The organism is Streptomyces tateyamensis (assembly GCF_003205575.1).
Classification (GTDB): Bacteria; Actinomycetota; Actinomycetes; order Streptomycetales; family Streptomycetaceae; genus Kitasatospora; species Kitasatospora tateyamensis.
Genome location: NZ_PYBW01000074.1, coordinates 36,182 through 53,816 on the forward strand (window position 1 = coordinate 36,182; position 17,635 = coordinate 53,816).

The 17,635-nt window shown below is 70.8% G+C and carries 14 protein-coding genes and 2 tRNA genes; 11 read left to right on the plus strand and 5 right to left on the minus strand.

Features of this window, described 5'->3' with window-relative positions; all coding sequences use genetic code 11:
* The first annotated feature begins 82 nt into the window (after positions 1-82).
* The 3 genes from ngcE to C7C46_RS20160 all read left to right on the plus strand — a co-directional run bounded on the left by ngcE (position 83) and on the right by C7C46_RS20160 (position 3,513).
* Positions 83-1,480, plus strand: a complete 1,398-nt coding sequence (gene ngcE / locus C7C46_RS20150; protein WP_110671274.1) for an N-acetylglucosamine/diacetylchitobiose ABC transporter substrate-binding protein — start codon at positions 83-85, stop codon at positions 1,478-1,480.
* A gap of 141 nt (positions 1,481-1,621) precedes the next feature.
* Positions 1,622-2,554 carry a carbohydrate ABC transporter permease gene (locus tag C7C46_RS20155; protein ID WP_110671275.1) on the plus strand — a complete coding sequence of 311 codons (933 nt, stop codon included), beginning with the start codon at positions 1,622-1,624 and terminating at the stop codon, positions 2,552-2,554.
* Positions 2,555-2,565: 11 nt separating this feature from the next.
* Positions 2,566-3,513 carry a carbohydrate ABC transporter permease gene (locus tag C7C46_RS20160; RefSeq protein WP_110671276.1) on the plus strand — a complete coding sequence of 316 codons (948 nt, stop codon included), beginning with the start codon at positions 2,566-2,568 and terminating at the stop codon, positions 3,511-3,513.
* Positions 3,514-3,576: 63 nt separating this feature from the next.
* Here C7C46_RS20160 and pepN read toward each other — a convergent pair whose 3' ends face one another.
* The gene (gene pepN / locus C7C46_RS20165; protein WP_110671277.1) at positions 3,577-6,147 is read right to left on the minus strand and encodes an aminopeptidase N; all 2,571 of its coding nucleotides are present in this window, start codon (positions 6,145-6,147) and stop codon (positions 3,577-3,579) included.
* A 70-nt stretch (positions 6,148-6,217) separates the two neighbouring features.
* Positions 6,218-7,621, minus strand: coding sequence for an amino acid permease (locus tag C7C46_RS20170; RefSeq protein WP_110671278.1), 1,404 nt, complete (start codon positions 7,619-7,621; stop codon positions 6,218-6,220).
* A 209-nt stretch (positions 7,622-7,830) separates the two neighbouring features.
* On the opposite strand from C7C46_RS20170, the gene C7C46_RS20175 reads away from it, so the two are divergent.
* Positions 7,831-8,319, plus strand: coding sequence for a ribose-5-phosphate isomerase (locus C7C46_RS20175; protein WP_110671279.1), 489 nt, complete (start codon positions 7,831-7,833; stop codon positions 8,317-8,319).
* A gap of 28 nt (positions 8,320-8,347) precedes the next feature.
* Here C7C46_RS20175 and C7C46_RS20180 read toward each other — a convergent pair whose 3' ends face one another.
* Positions 8,348-9,610 carry a GNAT family N-acetyltransferase gene (locus tag C7C46_RS20180; RefSeq protein WP_110671280.1) on the minus strand — a complete coding sequence of 421 codons (1,263 nt, stop codon included), beginning with the start codon at positions 9,608-9,610 and terminating at the stop codon, positions 8,348-8,350.
* A gap of 234 nt (positions 9,611-9,844) precedes the next feature.
* On the opposite strand from C7C46_RS20180, the gene C7C46_RS20185 reads away from it, so the two are divergent.
* On the plus strand, positions 9,845-11,080 hold the full coding sequence (locus tag C7C46_RS20185; RefSeq protein ID WP_110671281.1) for a PP2C family protein-serine/threonine phosphatase: 1,236 nt from the start codon (positions 9,845-9,847) through the stop codon (positions 11,078-11,080).
* A gap of 359 nt (positions 11,081-11,439) precedes the next feature.
* The gene (locus C7C46_RS20190; protein ID WP_110671282.1) at positions 11,440-11,634 is read left to right on the plus strand and encodes a hypothetical protein; all 195 of its coding nucleotides are present in this window, start codon (positions 11,440-11,442) and stop codon (positions 11,632-11,634) included.
* A gap of 58 nt (positions 11,635-11,692) precedes the next feature.
* On the opposite strand, the gene C7C46_RS37370 is transcribed toward C7C46_RS20190, so the two are convergent.
* Both C7C46_RS37370 and C7C46_RS20200 read right to left on the minus strand, forming a co-directional pair.
* The gene (locus C7C46_RS37370) at positions 11,693-12,508 is read right to left on the minus strand and encodes a DUF6348 family protein (protein ID WP_146259149.1); all 816 of its coding nucleotides are present in this window, start codon (positions 12,506-12,508) and stop codon (positions 11,693-11,695) included.
* 96 nt (positions 12,509-12,604) lie between these two features.
* Positions 12,605-12,678, minus strand: a tRNA-Gly gene (locus C7C46_RS20200).
* A 161-nt stretch (positions 12,679-12,839) separates the two neighbouring features.
* On the opposite strand from C7C46_RS20200, the gene C7C46_RS20205 reads away from it, so the two are divergent.
* From C7C46_RS20205 to clpX, 5 genes are all read left to right on the plus strand, one after another.
* A tRNA-Pro gene (locus C7C46_RS20205) sits at positions 12,840-12,916 on the plus strand.
* A 236-nt stretch (positions 12,917-13,152) separates the two neighbouring features.
* Complete coding sequence (gene tig, locus C7C46_RS20210) at positions 13,153-14,547, plus strand: trigger factor (protein WP_110671284.1); 1,395 nt, start codon at positions 13,153-13,155, stop codon at positions 14,545-14,547.
* A 210-nt stretch (positions 14,548-14,757) separates the two neighbouring features.
* On the plus strand, positions 14,758-15,363 hold the full coding sequence (locus C7C46_RS20215) for an ATP-dependent Clp protease proteolytic subunit (protein ID WP_181442435.1): 606 nt from the start codon (positions 14,758-14,760) through the stop codon (positions 15,361-15,363).
* Positions 15,364-15,415: 52 nt separating this feature from the next.
* Positions 15,416-16,072, plus strand: coding sequence for an ATP-dependent Clp protease proteolytic subunit (locus C7C46_RS20220; protein WP_110671285.1), 657 nt, complete (start codon positions 15,416-15,418; stop codon positions 16,070-16,072).
* A 238-nt stretch (positions 16,073-16,310) separates the two neighbouring features.
* Entirely contained in the window at positions 16,311-17,594 is a 1,284-nt protein-coding gene (gene clpX / locus C7C46_RS20225) for an ATP-dependent Clp protease ATP-binding subunit ClpX (protein ID WP_110671286.1), read from the plus strand.
* The last annotated feature ends 41 nt before the right edge of the window (positions 17,595-17,635 follow it).

Consider the following 17,635-nt stretch of genomic DNA (forward strand, 5'->3'; position numbering starts at 1 on the left):
TTGACTGGTCGTCAGTTCGCTTTTTCGGCCGCACGTCGGTTCACCTCTGCATCACTCGGACACTGAGGGGTTAGGGCACCACATGGGCTCTGCAACTGAGTACAACCGCCGCGACATCTTCAAGCGCGCGGCCGCTGTCACCGTCCTGGCGGCCGGTGGCGGCTCGCTGCTCGCGGCCTGCGCCGGGGGTACCGGCGGCAGCAGCGACGCCAAGAGCAGCTCTTCCACGGGCACCGGCAGCGCCACCAACCCGTTCGGGGTCAAGGCGAGCGACCCGCTGGACGTCGTGATCTTCAAGGGCGGGTACGGCGACGACTACGCCAAGGCCTTCGAGGACATGTACAAGAAGACCTACTCCGGCGCCACCATCAGCCACCTGGGCACCCAGGACATCAGCCCCAAGCTCCAGCCGCGCTTCAACGCGGGCAACCCGCCGGACGTCGTCGACGACTCCGGCGCCCAGCAGATGAAGATCGACGTGTTGGCCGGCGCGGACCAGCTCACCGACCTCAGCGTGCTGCTCGACGCGCCCTACCTGGACGACCCGTCCAAGAAGATCCGCGACGTGCTGCTGCCCGGCACCATCGAGCAGGGCACCATCAACGGCAAGATGTACTCGCTCAACTACGTCTACACCGTGTACGGCCTGTGGTACTCCAACAAGCTGTTCAAGGAGAAGGGCTGGGCCGTCCCGAAGACCTGGGACGACTTCATCACCCTGTGCGGCACCATCAAGGCGGCCGGCATCGCGCCCTTCGCCCACCAGGGCAAGTACCCCTACTACGCCAACTACGTGATCCTGGACCTGATCGCCAAGCAGGGCGGCCTGGACCTGGTCAAGAAGATCGACGCCTGCGACCCGACCGCCTGGGACGACCCGGCCGTGCTGGCCGGCGTCAGCGCCTTCTACAAGATCATGGCGGGCGACTTCCTGCTCCCGGGCACCAACGGCATGACCCACACCGAGTCGCAGACCGCCTGGTGCCAGGGCAAGGCCGCCTTCATCCCCTCCGGCTCGTGGCTGGAGAACGAGATGATCAAGGTCACCCCGGCCGACTTCGACATGGCCTTCCTGCCGATTCCGTCGCTGAGCGGCGACAAGCTGCCCCCCACCGCGGTGCGGGCCGGCGCCGGCGAGCCGTTCATCGTCCCGAGCAAGGGCAAGAACAAGAACGGCGGCCTGGAGTTCCTGCGGATGATGCTGACGAAGGAGGGCTCCGGCAAGTTCGCCGCGGCCGCCAACTCGCTCACCGTGCTCAAGGACGGCATCGGCGCCGACGTGGTGCTCAAGCCGGGCACCAAGTCCTCCTCGGTGGCGGTCACCGCGGCCGGCACCGGTACGTTCAACTTCACCTACCCGGACCTGCAGACGGCCTTCGACACCGAGCTGCAGAACGCCACCAACGAGCTGGTCAACAAGCGGATCAGCCCGGCCGACTGGGTCGCCCGCGGCAAGGCCGCGACCTCCAAGAAGGTCTGACACCCGCGCAGGCCTCGGTACCACCTCCGGACACCGGGGCCCGCTCGCGGGCCCCGGTGCTTCCACGCGCCCCGCTGAATCAACCCCCGCGCACCTTCGAGCCTGTCTGACCACAGGCTGTGGCGGACAGGAGCAGCTCCCATGCGTCATCGCAAATACCCCTTCATCGTGGGGTTCCTCTTCCTCCCGGTGCTGCTGTACGTGGCCCTGGTCATCTGGCCGTACCTGCAGACCTTCGGGTACTCGATGACCGACTGGTCGGGTGCCTCGCAGCAGATGAACTTCATCGGCCTGAGGAACTACACCAAGCTCTTCGGCGACAGCACCTTCCTGCTCGCGCTGCAGCACAACCTGCTGCTGCTGCTCGTGCTGCCGCTGGTCACCATCCTGCTGGCGCTGTTCTTCGCCTTCATGCTCAACGTGGGCGGCCGCAGCGGTACCGGCGGCGTGCAGGGGGTGCGCGGGGCGGCCTTCTACAAGGTCGTCTTCTTCTTCCCGCAGGTGCTCTCGGTCGCCATCCTCTCGGTCCTCTTCCAGGGCGTGTACCGCACCGACCAGGGCGGTCTGCTCAACGGCGTGCTGGTCAAGCTGGGCCTGGAGGACGCGAACCACCCGTGGCAGTGGCTGGCCGACCCCGACCTCGGCCTGTGGTGCGTGGTGGGCGTGCTGGTCTGGTCCGGCGTCGGCTTCTACCTGGTGCTCTTCTCGGCCGCGATGCAGAACGTGCCGAAGGACATCTACGAGGCCGCCCTGCTGGACGGCGCCGGGCGCGCCCAGACCTTCTTCAAGATCACCCTGCCGCTGCTCTGGGAGACCGTCCAGACCGCCTGGGTCTACCTGGCGATCGCCGCCATGGACGCCTTCGCGCTGGTCTCCACCATGACCCCCGGTGCGTACTACGGCGGTGGCCCGGACCACCACAGCGAGATCATGGCGACCCTGCTGATGCGCAACTTCATCACCTACGGCAAGGCCGGCTACGCCTGCGCCATGGGAGTGGTGATCTTCTTCATCACCCTGGTCCTGTCCGTCGTCTCGCTCCGGGTCACCCGGCGCGAGAAGATCGAGTTCTGAGGTCACCCGGCATGAGCACTAACACCGACGCGGCCACCGTTCCGGCCCAGCGCTCCGGCTCCGACGCGCCGCGCAAGCCCGCGCGCGAGCAGCGCTTCGCCGACGGCGGGGGGATCCTCAACGTCTTCTCGCACGGCTTCCTGGCCCTGTGGGCCCTGATGATCATCGTCCCGCTGATCTGGATCGTGCTGGGCTCGTTCAAGACCAACGCGCAGATCGGCGGCAGCGCCTGGAGCTGGCCCTCGCACTGGCACCTCGACGCCTTCTCCCGGGCCTGGACCAAGGGCATCGGCGGCTTCTTCGCCAACACCGTGATCGTGCTGGCCGGTTCGCTCACGCTGACGATGCTGCTCGGCGCGATGGCGGCCTACGTGCTGGCCCGCTACGAGTTCCGCGGCAACCGGACCATCTACTACTTCTTCGTGGCCGGCGCGATGTTCCCGGTCTACCTGGCCCTGGTCCCGCTCTTCTTCATGGTGAAGAACCTCGGGCAGATTTCGCCGCTGCTCGGGCTGAACAGCTACCTGGGCCTGATCCTGGTGTACACGGCCTACTCGCTGCCGTTCACCGTCTTCTTCCTCTACTCCTTCTTCCGCTCGCTGCCGACCGCGGTGCACGAGGCCGCGATGATCGACGGCTGCTCGCACACCCGGGCCTTCTTCCAGGTCATGGTGCCGATGGCGAAGTCGGGGCTGATCAGCGTCTTCATCTTCAACGTGCTCGGCCAGTGGAACCAGTACCTGCTGCCGGTCACCCTCATGCAGCAGCAGAGCGGCACCGACCCGGACCGCTCGATGCTGGCCCAGGGCCTGATGAACCTGGCCGTGCAGAGCGGCTACGCGAGCGACTTCCCGGGCCTGTTCGCCGGGATGACCATCGCGATGCTGCCGGTGCTGGTGGTCTACCTGTCCTTCCAGAAGCAGGTCCAGGCCGGCCTCACCTCGGCCACCCTCAAGTAGTCGGCCGCACCGACGCGAACGGCCCGCCCCGGTCAGGGGCGGGCCGTTCGGCGTGACGGCGGCTCAGCCGCGGTCGACCGCCTGCGCGCGCAGCGCCCGGGCCAGCTCGTCACGGGACTCGATCACCAGTCGGCGAAGCGCCGGGGCGGCTGCCGGGTGCCCGGTGAGCCAGGCGTCGGTGGCGTCCAGGGTCGCCTGGTCGGTCTGCAGCCGCGGGAAGAAGCCGCCGACGAAGCGGATCGCGATCTCGATGCTGCGCTCGGCCCAGATGGCCTCCAGCAGCTCGAAGTAGCGCTCGGTGTACGGCGCGGTCAGCCCGCGCTGCCCGGCCTGGGCGAAGCCCGCGGTCTGGGCGCCGACCATGGCGTTGGGCAGCAGGTCGGAGTCGGCCACCGCGGACCAGGCGGCCGCCTTGGCCTCGGCGGTGGGCCGGGCGGCGAGTGCCTGGGTGGCCTTCTGGCTGCCGCTGGCGGTGTTGTCCCGCTTCAGCTCGGCGTCCAGCTCGGCCACCGTGGCCCGCCCGGCCGCGGCCAGCGCGATCCACAGCGACCAGCGCAGGTCCTGGTCCACCTCGAGGCCGTCGATCCGGGCGGTGCCGGCCAGCAGGCCCTCCAGCAGCTGGTGCTCCTGCGGACCCTGCGCGACGGCAGCGGTGAACCGGGCCCAGGCCAGCTGGTGGTCGCTGCCCGGGGTGGCCGCGCGCAGCTCGCGCAGCGCGCACTCGGCCAGCAGCCGGCCGCCCTCGGCCCGGTAGGCCGGGTCGGCGAACAGGTCCAGCGCGGCCTTGGCCTGGGTGTGCAGCGACTGCAGCACGCCGATGTCCGACTCCCGGCCGGCGAAGCGCAGCACCAGGTCCAGGTAGTCGCGGGCCGGCAGCAGGCCGTCCCGGGTCAGGTTCCAGCAGGCCGACCAGGCCAGCGCCCGGGCCAGCGGCTCCTCGATGTCGCCGAGCGCGGAGCGCAGGGTGGCCAGCGAGTCCTCGTCGAAGCGGATCTTGCAGTACGTCAGGTCGTCGTCGTTGACCAGCACCAGGGCCGGGCGGGCCCGGCCGGCCAGCTCCGGCACCACGGTGCGGGCGCCGGCCGCGTCCAGCTCGACCCGGGCGGTGCGGCGCAGCGCGCCGTCGGCCTCCCGGTCGTAGAGGCCGATCGCGATCCGGTGCGGGCGCAGCGGCTCCCCGTCCTGCAGCACCGCGAGCTCGGTGATCCGTCCCTCGGCGTCACAGGTCAGCTGCGGGGTCAGCGAGTTGACGCCGGCGGTCTGCAGCCAGCCGGCGGACCACTCGGCCATCGCCTGCTCGCCGCGCCCGGAGGTGGCGGCCAGCACCTCCAGCAGGTCGCCGAGCACCGTGTTGCCGAAGGCGTGCTGCTGGAAGTAGCGGCGGGCACCCTCGAAGAACGGCTCCCGGCCGGCGTAGGCGACCAGCTGCTTGAGCACCGAGGCGCCCTTGGCGTAGGTGATGCCGTCGAAGTTGAGCTTGGCGTCCTCGACGTCGCGGATGTCCGCGGTGATCGGGTGGGTGGTCGGGTACTGGTCCTGCCGGTAGGCCCAGGCCTTGCGCTGGTTGGCGAAAGTCACCCAGGCGGCCTGGTACTTGGTGGCCTCCTGCTGGGCGAAGGAGCCCATGAAGTCCGCGAAGGACTCCTTGAGCCACAGGTCGTCCCACCACTTCATGGTGACCAGGTCGCCGAACCACATGTGCGCCATCTCGTGCAGGATGACGTTGGCCCGTGCCTCGTAGGCGGCCTCGGTGACCTTGGAGCGGAAGACGAAGTCCTCCCGGAAGGTCACGCAGCCCGGGTTCTCCATCGCGCCGATGTTGTACTCCGGCACGAAGCACTGGTCGTACTTGCCGAACGGGTACGGGTACTGGAACTCCTCGTGGAAGAAGTCCAGGCCCTGCTTGGTGACGGCGAAGATCTCCTCGGCGTCGAAGTACGGCGCCAGCGACCTGCGGCAGGTGGCGGCCAGCGGGATCTCCAGCGTGCTGCCGTCGGCCAGTTGCCGGCTCCAGTGGTCGCGGGCCACGTGGTACGGGCCGGCCACCACGGCCGTCAGGTAGGTGGAGATCGGCCTGGTCTCCAGGAACCGCCAGGTCCGGGCGTCCCCGTCGGTCGCGCTGCTCTCCTCGGCGCCGTTGGCGTACACGTCCCAGGCGGCGGGGGCGGTCACGGTGAACCGGTAGGGCGCCTTCAGGTCCGGCTGCTCGAAGTTGGCGAACACCCGACGGGCCTCGGCGGGCTCGAAGTGGGTGTAGAGGTAGGTCTCGCCGTCCGCCGGGTCGACGAAGCGGTGCAGGCCCTCTCCGGTGCGGCTGTAGGCGCAGTCCGCGACCACCACCAGCTCGTTCTGCGCCGCCAGGCCGGTCAGCGCGACCCGGGCCCCGTCGTAGACGGCGGCCGGGTCCAGCTCGCGGCCGTTCAGCGTCACCGCGCGCACCCGCGGCGCCAGCAGGTCCGCGAAGGACCCGGCGCCCGGCTCGGTGCAGCGGAAGCGGATGGTGGTGGTGGAGACGAAGGTGGACGCGGTGGCGTCCGGCGCGCTGGTGAGGTCGAGGTGGACCTCGTAGCCGTCCACGCTGAGGAGGCCGGCGCGCTGCTGTGCTTCGTCCCGGCTGAGGTTCTTGCCCGGCACTGCGGTACTCCTTTGTCCGGCTCGCACGGTGGTGCAGGTCACGGGGCAGGTCCTGCCCCAGAGCATCCTTTCACGCAGCCCTTGCACGACGCTGGCGCCAGTAGCCGACCGCGCTGAGCGCTGCCACCAGCACCCCGGCTGCGTACAGCTGGGCCCGGTCGCCGGGCGTGGTGGTCATCAGGGCCAGCACCCCGGCCACCGCCGCGATCGCCAGCCAGGTGAGGTACGGGTAGGCCCACATCCGCACCGTCAGCAGTTCGGGCGCCTCGCGCTCCAGCCGGCGGCGCATCCGCAACTGGGCCGCGCCGATGAAGAGCCAGACCACCAGGATGGCCACGCCGGTGGTGTTCATCAGCCAGCTGAAGACGGTGTCCGGCCACCAGTAGCCGGCCAGCACGGCCGCGAAGCCGAAGGCGCAGGAGGCCAGCACCGCCGCCCGCGGCACCCCGCCGCCCACCTTGGCCGGCACCCTGGGGCCCTGGCCGCGGGCGACCAGCGAGAAGGCCATCCGGGAGGCGCCGTAGATGTTGGCGTTCATCGCGCTCAGCAGGGCGATGAGGACCACGGCCTTCATCACCAGCGCCGCGCCGGGCACGCCGAGCACCTGGAGCACCGTCACGTACGGGCCCTGGGTGACCACCTTCGGGTCGTTCCACGGCACCAGGGTGACCACCAGGGCCATCGAGCCGACGTAGAAGAGCGCGATCCGCCAGACCGCGGTGCGCACCGCGCGGGCCACGTTGCGCCGCGGGTCGTCGGACTCGGCGGCCGCGATGGTCACCGTCTCCAGCCCGCCGTAGGCGAAGACGGAGGCCAGCAGGCCGGTGACCAGCCCGCTGGTGCCGGCCGGCAGGAAGCCGCCGTGGCCGGTCAGGTTGGCGGTGCCGGGGGCCGTGCCGAGCACCCCGGTCACGCCCAGTACGCCGAGCACCAGGAAGGCCGCGATCGCGCTGATCTTGATCGCGGCGAACCAGAACTCGAACTCGCCGAAGTTCTTCACCGCGGTCAGGTTGCTGGCGCAGAAGAAGGCCATGAAGACGCCGACCCAGGCCCAGCCGGGCACCCCGGGCAGCCAGGAGTGCATGATCGCGCCGGCCGCGGTGGCCTCGGCGGCCACACCGCAGCAGAGCATCACCCAGTACATCCACCCGGCCGTCAGGCCGGCCCACGGGCCGATCTCGCGCTCGGCGTGCACCGAGAAGGAGCCGGAGGCGGGGTGCGCGGCGGACATCTCGCCGAGCATCCGCATGACCAGCATCACCAGCAGCCCGGAGGCCGCGAAGGCCAGCACCACGGCCGGCCCGGCCGCCGCGATGCCGGCCCCCGAACCGACGAAGAGGCCCGCCCCGATCACCCCGCCCAGGGCGATCATCGACAGGTGACGCTGCTTCAGACCGCGCGCGAGCTGAGGTGCGGCCGAGTCGGCCGGTGCGGGTTGCGAGGCCGGGGGAGCAGGGGTGTTGGTGGCGGTCATCGGGATCCAGACGTTCGTAATACGGACAGCGGCATCCACTATCCGGGATGACGATGGGCGGTCCGATGCCGGTTCACGATCCGGACCGGGTGCTCACCCGCCGTAACCGCTTGGTCGCGCCATCGGCTGCCGACCCCCGGCCAGGCCGATCTGACGCACTGGCGGTCCCTTGGCGGCCCCTGGTCCGGGTGCATGCCACACTCGTGCCCATGCGCGTTTACCTGGGTTCCGACCACGCCGGATACGAACTGAAGAACCACCTCGTCGACTGGCTCACCAAGGCCGGGCACGAGCCGATCGACTGCGGCCCGCACATCTACGACGCCGAGGACGACTACCCGCCGTTCTGCCTGCGCGCCGCCGAGCGCACCGCCGCCGACCCCGAGGCGCTGGGCATCGTGATCGGCGGCTCGGGCAACGGCGAGCAGATCGCCGCCAACAAGGTCAAGGGCGTGCGCGCGGCGCTGGCCTGGAGCGAGCAGACCGCCGCGCTCGGCCGCCAGCACAACAACGCCAACGTGCTCAGCATCGGGGGCCGGATGCACACCGAGGAGGAGGCGACCAAGTTCGCCGAGATCTTCCTCAGCACCCCGTACAGCGACGAGCCCCGGCACACCCGCCGGATCGAGATGCTGACCGCCTACGAGGCGACCGGTGAGCTCCCGCCCATCCCGGCCCACCACCCGCAGCAGGGCTGACCCACCGCCAGGCAGGCCGCACGGGGGATCAGAACCCGTGCGGCAGCCAGGGCGCCACGTCCCAGGCGAAGGCTCGCGAAGCCTCGGCCAGCGCGCCCGGCCGCAGTTCGGTGACCAGCCCGGCCCCGGCCAGCGCGGCCAGCGTGGTGCCGCCCAGGTAGGCGGCGCCCAGCTCCCGCACCGCCAGCGCCAGCTCGGCCGACGCCTCGGTCGGCTCGCAGGCCGCGCCCTTCTCCGGCCCGGCGCTGTGCAGGTGCCAGTGTCCGGTGTTCCACGGGCAGAACTCGTCCTGCACAGCCAGCACCACGTCCACCGGCGCCGCGTACCGCCGCGAGCGCAGCGCGTCGCCCACCTCGACCAGCCGGACGAAGAGCGCGTCCAGCTGCCGGGGCCGCAGCCGGCGCGGGTCGCCGACCAGGTGCAGCAGCGGGTCGTCCAGCGGCAGGCTGGGCACCTGCACCGTCTCGGTCAGGTCCAGGTCCAGCAGGTAGCGCCACAGCGCCCGGCGGGCGGCTGCGGAGGCCGCCGTCACCTCGCGCACCCGCACCACGCCGGCCGGGCCGCCGTCCAGCCACTGCTCGGCGACCGAGTAGCGGGCGTAGCCGAGCAGTTCGCCGTCGGTGCGGTCCTCGGCCAGCAGGCAGTGCAGCGGGCCGTGGCCGCCCCGCTCGGCGGGCGGGTCGAAGACCGGCAGCCGCTCCCAGCCCGGCCGCCTGGCCAGCATCCCCGGCCGCCGCGGCACCAGCTCGTGGTAGAGCCGCTCGCAGTGGGCCAGCGCGGCCCGCGGGTCGGCCAGCCGCAACCGGATCCGGCCGTCCTCGGGGCCCGGCGCCACCCGCACCCAGGCGCGCGGTGCCTCGACCCGCAGCTTCCAGGTGCCCAGGCCGTAGCCGTAGCGCCCGTAGATGGCGGGCTCCGAGGCGGTCAGCACGGCCAGCGCCTCGCCGCGCTCGTGCACGTCGTCCAGCTGGTGGCGCATCAGCGCGGTGAGCACCCCGCGCCGGCGGTGGGTGGGCAGCACCCCGACCATGGTCACGCCCGCGGTGGGCAGCACCGCGCCGCCCGGCACCGCCATCCGGAACGAGAAGGCGCCGGCCGTGCCGACCGGCGCCTCGCCCTCCCAGACGCCCAGTGACCGGTCGACTTCGGTCAAGGCGTGCCACATGGCCCGGCGCTCGGCGGACTCCACCGAGCCGAAGGCGGTCTCCAGCGCGTCGTACCAGGGTTCCCACTCCTCGGCGGCCAGCGGCCGCAGCGAGAGCGCGTCATGGGGATCGGCGAGCTGTGTCATATGCCACAGCTATCACCCACCCGGCGCCAGGGCGAGTCCTTCGGCCGCCCGGCGCGCCCGGGGTATTCGCCGCACCCCGGCGCGAGCCCGTGACCTGCGCCCCAACTCGCCTCCGGGCAGGGCCTGGTGAGCCCTGCGTGCGCTGTCGTCGCCCGGCCGGAAACAAGCGGCCGCGCGACCGGGACGTGAACGCCCGTCGACGGGGCGCGGCCTGGGTGGATAGGGTCAAGCCCCATGGCTGGCAGCGCGCCGGGCCCAGCGCCCCGGACGAGTGCGAAGGGGAACTCCGTGACCGCGGTGGCGGACCCCCTGGCGGCCCGGTTGCGCAAGCGGCTCTACCGGGCCCGCCGCACCCTGCGCCGGACCGGGGTGGACTACTTCCGCGGTGACGCCGCCGACTGGCTGGCCTTCGCGGTGCTGCTCCTGCTGGTCCCGCTGCTGGTGACGCTGAACGTCTGGATCCCCGGCTGGGTACCGCCCACCGCCCTGGTGCTGCCGATCCTGGCCGGCTCGCTGCTGCTGCGCCCGGTCTCGCTGGTGCTGCTCTACGCCACCGCCGCGCTCGGCCTGTCCACCGAGTCGGTGATCCACACCGGCCAGCAGGCGGCCAGCGACCGCCCCGAGGCCTACGTCTTCGGGGTCACCCCCGGCGCCGCCCTGGTGGTCGGCGCGGTCGGGGTGGCCGGGCTGCTGCTGGCCCAGTTCCGCAGCCGGGTCGGGGTGCCCTGGCGCAGCGGCGGCTCGATGCTGTTCGACCTGCGCGAGCGGCTGCGGGTGCAGAGCCAGGTGCCCCAACTGCCGGCCGGCTGGCACGCCGACATGGCGCTGCGTCCGGCCGGCGGCCAGTCCTTCTCCGGCGACTTCGTGGTGGCCGCCCGCACCGGCAGCGGCGGCCGGCGGATGCTCGAGGTGGTGCTGGCGGACGTCTCCGGCAAGGGGATGGACGCCGGCTCGCGGGCGCTGCTGCTCTCCGGCGCCTTCGGCGGCCTGCTCGGCTCGCTGCCGCCGCACGAGTTCCTGCCCGCCGCCAACGGCTATCTGCTGCGCCAGGACTGGGAGGAGGGCTTCGCCAGCGCCGTCCACCTGGCCCTGGACCTGGACAGCGGGGAGTACGAGCTGCTGTCGGCCGGCCACCTGCCCGGGATGCAGCGGCTGGCCGGGGCCGGCCGCTGGGAGGACAAGGAGGCGGCCGAGGGGCCGCTGCTCGGCCTCTACGACGGCGCCAAGTTCGAGGGCGTGCGCGGCCGGCTGGGCCCCGGCGACGTGCTGATGCTGTGCACCGACGGCATGGTGGAGGCCCCGGGCCGGGACTTGGCCGAGGGCATGGACCGGCTGATGGGCGAGGCCGACCGGCTGGTGGCTTCCGGCCAGTTGGGCGGCTCGACCCGGGGCGCGGCGGTGCGGCTGATCGAGACGGTGGCCAAGGACATCAACGACGACCGCGCGGTGCTGCTGCTGTGGCGGGAGTGACGGACGGGTCCACGAGTCCCACGCTGTCAAGTCGCCATCGCCGATCTTCGGCCATTCTGGAGCACCGCGCCTGACGGGCCCTCGGTGTGCGAACGGCCCTTTCTCCGGCCCCGGGCAACGGATCGTCAGGACTCGTCCACCGTCGTTCCGGAGGGCGGAAACTCGTCTCACAGTGCAGGACTTTTGGCACCTGTCAGCGGCAAGTCCTTTACGCAGTCGGCACGGTCGACCACACTGAGTCCGGGCGGGACTGGCCGGAACTCGGGGGAAGTCGGGTGCGTGGTGGTCGGCGGGTGCCGCCTCGGGACCGTCGGGCTGGCCGGGGTCCGCTTCGCCATGACGTGAGGAAGTGAGTCCGGGTGCTCTCCGTTTCCGCCCTGGTTCTGTTCGGGATCATTCTGGTCATCTTCATCCGCGGCGGGCAGATCAAATGGCCGCAGGCGATCGTCGCCGTACTCTTCGGCTTCATGCTGAACCAGTCCGCCCAGCTCTCCAAGCCGGTGCAGGACTTCCTCACCCAACTCGCCAAGACGCTGAGCAACATCACCAGCTGACGCCGCCCGGGGCGGCCGGTGCCCCGGACGGGCCGTCAGGTCCGCTCCGGGTCCCCGCTCAGCGTCCGGCCCGCAGCCCGCGCCACCAGCCGCCCGGACCGCGCCGCACGGTCGCGCCGGGCGCCGTGACGGGCTGCGCCGGTGCGGCCGCCGGCGCCTCGACCGCCCGGACCGCCGCCAACGGGCCCCCGGCCGCCGTCAGCACCACGAACAGCCGCGCCCAGCAGAAGCGTTCGCCGCGCGGCCAGTCCAGTGCACCCAGCGCCCGGGAGGCCCGGTGCGCCACCTCGCCGTTGACCCGCACCTCGGCCACCTCGTCCCCCGCGCGGCCGCCGAGGAAGAGCTTGACGCCGTTCAGTCCGGGATCGGTGAGCTCGGGGGCCAGCTCGGCGGCGAGGGCGGGCAGCAGCTGGTGGGCGCCCAGCCAGTCGGAGAGCTGCTCGCTGTGGAAGCCGAAGACGGTGGCCGGGCCCTGCACCGCGTGCCAGCCGGGCAGTTGGGGCAGCGCCAGGTGGTCGCCGTAGCGGCCCCGGTGGTCCAGCAGCTCGACCACGGTGGCCGCGGTGGTGGCGGCCCACATCCGCACCGCGCTGTCCAGCTTCTCCGCCTCGGTGGTGCCCAGGCCCGCCGCGCAGTCCCAGAGCACCGGCAGCTCGGCGCTGCCCAGATGGAGCACGTAGCCGAGGTCCACGTGCCCGGTGCCGTCCGCCCCGGCGTGCTCGCGGATCGCCACCGCGGTGCTGCCCGGGCCCCGGACGACCTCCCCGTCGATGGTGAACTCGCGCTCGAACCGGGCCAGTTCCCGTACCACGGCCTGCTGGATGACGGCCCGCCGCTGCTCCGGCTGCACTGCGTCCCCCGCTTCTGTGGTCACCGCTCGGTACGGCGCCGTTCGGGCCGGGGTCGGGGTCGGCCGCGCCGGTGCCCGACATGCCGGTGGCCCCGGCCGTCGGGCCGGGGCCACCGCAGGTGGAGCGGGTGACGAGAATCGAACTCGCGTGACTAGTTTGGAAGACTAGGGCTCTACCATTGAGCTACACCCGCACGCCGCCCCGCGAATCGACTCCAGGGGCGAACGGGGAACAGCGTACCTGGTCCGGCGCCCGCCTCGCACGTGGCTTCACCGTGCCGCCCGGGCCTTTCGGAGTCCGCCGAATACCGGCGAGCCGTACGAGCCCGGCGTGTACGCTTCCTCTCGCACAGTGCGGGGTGTGGCGCAGTTTGGTAGCGCGTCCGCTTTGGGAGCGGAAGGCCGTCGGTTCGAATCCGGTCACCCCGACCAGTCAGTTTCGTGGTACCCGGTAGGATGGGCCGCTGGCGGTCACGGCTCTACGAGCCGACCGCCCCAGGGTGACAGAGTCCCCGCCCAGCCCCTGACCGGGTCGGGCCGCTCGCCGTCCACCCCATACGGGAGATGCCGCACTCAGGTGGCTCATCACCCGTCTGCCCGGTCCGCGGCCCGCGAGGGTCCGGTCCGGACCAGACAAGCCGACCGCAAGCCCCATAGGAGACCAAACCGTGAAGAGCGCCGTCGAGACTCTGAACCCGACCCGGGTTCGACTCACCGTCGAGGTGCCCTTCGAGGAGCTCAAGCCCAGCCTCGACGCGGCGTACCAGAAGATCAACCAGCAGGTCACGGTTCCGGGCTTCCGGAAGGGCAAGATCCCGGCCCGGGTGATCGACCAGCGCTTCGGCCGTGCGGCCGTGCTGGAGGAGACCGTCAACGACGCCCTGCCGCGCTTCTACACGCAGGCTGTGGACGAGAACAAGGTCGAGGTCCTCGGGCAGCCCGACATCACGGAGATCAAGGGTGTCGAGGACCTCGACGCCAACGGTCTGACCTTCGTCGCCGAGGTGGACATCCGCCCCGAGATCACCCTGCCGGACTTCACCGAGATCTCGGTCGAGGTGGACCCGATCGAGGTCACCGACGAGGACGTCGAGAAGTCGCTGGAGCAGCTCCGCGAGCGCTTCGCCTCGGTCAAGGACGTCGAGCGCGCCGCGGCCGCCGGCGACATCGTGGTGATCGACCTGGAGGCAAAGGTCGACGGTGAGGTGCCGGAGGACGGCACCGCCACCGGCGTGAGCTACGAGATCGGCTCGGGCCGTCTGCTGGACGGCATCGACGAGGCCGTCATCGGCCTGTCGGCCGGCGAGTCGAAGACCTTCACCACCGAGCTCAAGGGCGGCAGCCAGGCCGGCCAGACCTCCGAGGTCACCGCCACCGTGACGGCGGTCCAGGAGAAGGAGCTGCCCGAGCTGGACGACGAGTTCGCCCAGCTGGCCAGCGAGTTCGACACCCTGGAGGCCCTGCGCGGCGACTCGCGCAAGCGCCTGGGCCGGATGAAGGAGTTCGACCAGGCCACCCAGGCCCAGGAGCGGGTGCTGGACGAGCTGCTCGCGAAGATCGACATCGAGTTCCCGGAGAAGCTCCTCAAGGACGAGGTCGAGACCCGCAAGCACAACCTCGAGCACCACCAGCTGGAGCCGATCGGCCAGACCCTGGAGAGCTACCTCGCCGCGCAGGGCAAGACCCTCGAGGAGTTCGAGGCGGAGACCGAGGAGCAGGCCAAGAAGGGCATCAAGACCCAGTTCGTGCTGGACGAGATCGTGGCCAAGGAGGAGGTGGGCGTCAACCAGGAGGAGCTCACCGAGCACCTGATCCGCCGCGCCGCCGGCTCGGGCCTGTCCCCGGACCAGTTCGCCCAGCAGATCGTCTCCAACCAGCAGGTGCCGCTGCTGGTCGGCGAGGTCGCCCGCGGCAAGGCCCTGGCCCTGGTGGTCGAGGCCGCCACGGTCAAGGACACCAACGGTGAGGTCATCGACTTCGACGAGGACGAGGACGAGGAGGCGGCCGCCGAGGCCGCCGCCGAGACCCCCGCCGCCGACGAGGCCGCCACCGACGAGGCCTGAGTCTCGCCGTAGTTCGTCTCCGCAGGCCCGGGCGCATCACGCGCCCGGGCCTGTCGGGTTTGTGCACCCCTGAGCCACCTGCGCTCACAGCGAACAGTTCTGCGTGGGGGATGGTCGGGCAGGGCCTGCGCGTTAGGGTCGACGAAAGCAAGCGAAACCGACTGAGCAGGTGGCTAAGTGACGTTCCCGCAGATGCAGATGCCTGGCCTGATGACGCCGCGCGCGGCCGGTGGCGACGTTCTCGGCGGCTTGGGCGACCAGGTCTACAACCGGCTGCTCGGCGAGCGCATCATCTTCCTCGGCCAGCAGGTCGACGACGACATCGCCAACAAGATCACCGCCCAGCTCCTCCTCCTGGCCGCCGAGCCGGAGAAGGACATCTACCTGTACATCAACTCGCCGGGCGGTTCGATCACGGCCGGCATGGCGATCTACGACACGATGCAGTACATCAAGAACGACGTGGTGACCATCGCCATGGGCATGGCGGCCTCGATGGGCCAGTTCCTCCTCACCGCCGGTACCCCGGGCAAGCGCTTCGCGCTGCCGAACGCCGAGATCCTGATGCACCAGCCCTCGGCCGGCCTGGGCGGTTCGGCCACGGACATCCGGATCCAGGCCGAGCAGCTGCTGCGGATGAAGAAGCGGATGTCGGAGCTGATCTCGCAGCACAGCGGGCAGTCCTTCGACCAGATCACCAAGGACTCCGACCGCGACCGCTGGTTCACCGCGGAGGAGGCCAAGGCCTACGGCCTGATCGACGACATCATGCACAGCGCCGCGGACGTCCCCGGCGGCGGCGGCACCGGCGCCTGATCGCCGCAGCCCCGCACCCCACCACGTCGGAACGCTTCCGGAGGACACCCGAATGAACCCGCGCAACACCCCCGCCGGCGAGTACCTCGGCGCCCGTGCCGAGGGCCGCTACATCGTCCCGCGCTTCGTCGAGCGAACCTCGCAGGGCATCCGCGAGTACGACCCGTACGCCAAGCTCTTCGAGGAGCGGATCATCTTCCTGGGCTCCCAGGTGGACGACGTCTCGGCCAACGACATCATGGCGCAGCTGCTCTGCCTCGAGTCGATGGACCCGGACCGCGAGATCCAGATGTACATCAACTCGCCCGGCGGCTCGTTCACCGCGCTGACCGCGATCTACGACACCATGCAGTACGTCAAGCCGGACGTCCAGACCGTGTGCATGGGCCAGGCCGCCTCGGCCGCCGCCGTGCTGCTCGCGGCCGGCACCCCCGGCAAGCGGATGGCGCTGCCGAACGCCCGGATCCTGATCCACCAGCCGTACACCGAGACCGGCCGCGGCCAGGTCTCCGACCTGGAGATCCAGGCCAGGGAGATCTTCCGGATGCGCGAGCAGCTGGAGGACATGCTCTCCAAGCACTCCAAGCGGCCGATCGAGCAGGTCCGCGAGGACATCGAGCGCGACAAGATCCTCACCGCCGAGGAGGCGCTGGAGTACGGGCTGATCGACCAGATCATCTCCACCCGCAAGGCCTCGCTCACCGACTGAGTGGGCACCGCCGCCAGGGGCGGGCGCGCCGTCCGGTACGCCCGCCCGCAGCGGCACCGACGGCATCTGTTCGGTATCAATTCGCCCAGGGCGTAGGGCAGAGCTGTCGAAGACGGCTGATTCTGCGGCTTGGCAGAGTACCGTCGGATACCGAGACCCGACCGCCGGACGGCGGTGGCGGTCCACAGCACCAGGCCCCGGAACCCCCGCGGGGCCCTTGGCGAAGGGGAAGCACCTCGTGGCACGCATCGGAGACGGTGGCGACCTGCTCAAGTGCTCGTTCTGCGGCAAGTCGCAGAAGCAGGTGAAGAAGCTGATCGCCGGCCCAGGCGTGTACATCTGCGACGAGTGCATCGACCTCTGCAACGAGATCATCGAGGAGGAACTCGCCGAGTCCTCCGAGGTGCGCTTCGAGGAGCTGCCGAAGCCGCGCGAGATCTACGAGTTCCTGGACCAGTACGTGGTCGGCCAGGACCTCGCCAAGAAGGCGCTCTCGGTCGCGGTCTACAACCACTACAAGCGGGTGCAGGCCGGCGAGGCCGGGCGCAACGGCGGCCGTGAGGACGCCATCGAGCTGGCCAAGTCGAACATCCTGCTGCTGGGCCCGACCGGCTCCGGCAAGACGCTGCTGGCGCAGACCCTGGCCCGGATGCTGAACGTCCCGTTCGCGATCGCCGACGCCACCGCGCTGACCGAGGCCGGCTACGTCGGCGAGGACGTCGAGAACATCCTGCTCAAGCTGATCCAGGCGGCCGACTACGACGTCAAGAAGGCCGAGACCGGGATCATCTACATCGACGAGATCGACAAGGTCGCCCGCAAGAGCGAGAACCCGTCGATCACCCGGGACGTCTCCGGCGAGGGCGTCCAGCAGGCGCTGCTGAAGATCCTGGAGGGGACCACCGCCTCGGTCCCGCCGCAGGGCGGTCGCAAGCACCCGCACCAGGAGTTCATCCAGATCGACACCACCAACGTGCTGTTCATCGTGGGTGGCGCGTTCGCCGGCCTGGAGCGGATCATCGAGGGCCGCTCGGGCGCCAAGGGGATCGGCTTCGGCGCCACCATCCGGTCCAAGCGGGAGAGCGACGCCAGCGACCACTTCCGTCAGGTGATGCCGGAGGACTTGGTCAAGTTCGGCATGATCCCGGAGTTCATCGGCCGGCTGCCGGTGATCACCAGCGTGCACAACCTGGACCGCGAGGCGCTGCTGCAGATCCTCACCGAGCCGAAGAACGCGCTGGTCAAGCAGTACCGCAAGTTGTTCGAACTGGACGGCGTGGAGCTGGAGTTCAGCCGGGACGCGCTGGAGGCGATCGCCGACCAGGCGATCCTGCGCGGCACCGGCGCGCGCGGCCTGCGGGCCATCATGGAGGAGGTGCTGATGTCCGTGATGTACGAGGTGCCCTCGCGTCAGGACGTCGCCCGCGTGGTGGTCACCGGTGACGTGGTCTCCAAGCACGCCATCCCGACCCTGGTGCCGCGCGACATGATCAAGCGCGAGCGCCGGGAGAAGAGCGCCTGAGCCTCGGCGCAGCCGGGACGAGCAGACCGGAAGGAGGAGGG